The organism is Streptomyces sp. NPDC001617 (genome assembly GCF_053596855.1).
Genome location: NZ_JBSFHA010000214.1, coordinates 1 through 1314 on the forward strand (window position 1 = coordinate 1; position 1314 = coordinate 1314).

Here is a 1314-nt window from a genome sequence, read left to right on the forward strand (position 1 = left end):
CGCAGAAAGCGCTTCGGCCTCCGTCACCGCCGGGCGCGTCCCGTCGGCCTGTTGCCGGGACCGTGCCGCAGAGGCCGCTTCGGCCTCCGTCATGGCGGCCGCCCCGCCGGGCCGCTGGTTCGGGGAGGCGTCGGTTTCCGGGTCGGGACGCGACTGCTGACGTTGCGACGGCGGCGCCTGCTCGGGCCCCGGTTCCGGCACCTTCGTCCCGGGCTGCGGCTGCGAAGAGCCCTCCGGTGACACGGGCCGCCCGGCGGTCCGCGAAGTCGCCTGCGCCGGCACCGCAGGCTGTTGTGCCGTGGCGGTCGGCGCCGGGGACTCGGGACGCTGCCCGGGCTCGCTCACCGTCGTGGCCGCCGCCTCCTCTGCCTCCTGCGTGACCGCCTGGGCCGGCGTCTGCGTGAAGGTCGGCGACTGCGGCGGTACCGGAACCTGGAGCTGCGGCGGAGCCGGGACTTCCGGAGTCACCGGCTTCGGCACAGCGACGGAGGGCGACGAGGCCTCGGCCGTACGCGGCGTCCGGGCGGTGTCCCCCGAGGCCGGGTCTTCGGCTGTGTCGTCGTGCACCGGTGTGGCCGTGGACGGGGCGACGTGTTCCTCGGGCCGCCCGGCGGTGGTCGGTTCCGTCGGTGCGGCGGTGTGCTCGGGCGAGGTCGCCGGCGTGTCGTGGGCGGGCGTCGGGGCCGCGTCCTGGTGCTCGATCTCCGCCAGGGTCCTCTCGAGGTCGGAGACCTGCGGGACACGCGAGGGCATGGTCGCCCGGTCGACGCGCGGCCCGGACGCCGGCGCCGACGGCAACTCCGTCTCGGCAGCCGGGCGGGAACGCTGGGCCTGGGTGACGTCTGCGCCGGGCCGGGCTGCGGAGGGCTCGACACGCGCCGGCCGCCCCTGCGGGGACGTCTCCGGGTGCCCCTGGGTGGCCGGAGTGTCGCCCGGACGCGCCAAAGGACTCACCGGTGCGCTGGGCAGGCCCTCGATCTCGGAGGCGATCCGGTCGGCCGCCTCGTCGGACAGCGGCACACGCGGCTCGTCCCCGTCGGCACGCGGCTCGGACGGGACCGTGGCGTCGGGCCGGCCGTTGTCGCCCGCCGTGCGCGACAGCGGTTCGGGCCGGCCGGTGGTCGACGGCTCGGGCCGGGTGGCCCGCGCACTCGGCAGGGCGTCGGGCTCGACGGTGTGGGTGCTCGGCAGGGACTGCGGCCTGCCGGCGGGCACGTCGGGCACGTCGGGCAGACCGTCCAGCCTGCCGGTGGGAGCGTCCGGCAGACCGTCCAGCCTGCCGGTGGGAGCGTCCGGCAGACCGTCCAGCCTGCC

General features: G+C 77.3%; 1 protein-coding gene. It reads right to left on the reverse strand.

The features are described 5' to 3' along the window. The coding region (locus tag ACWC09_RS52660; RefSeq protein ID WP_450859440.1) for a hypothetical protein at positions 1-1314 on the reverse strand (1314 nt) is incomplete at both ends.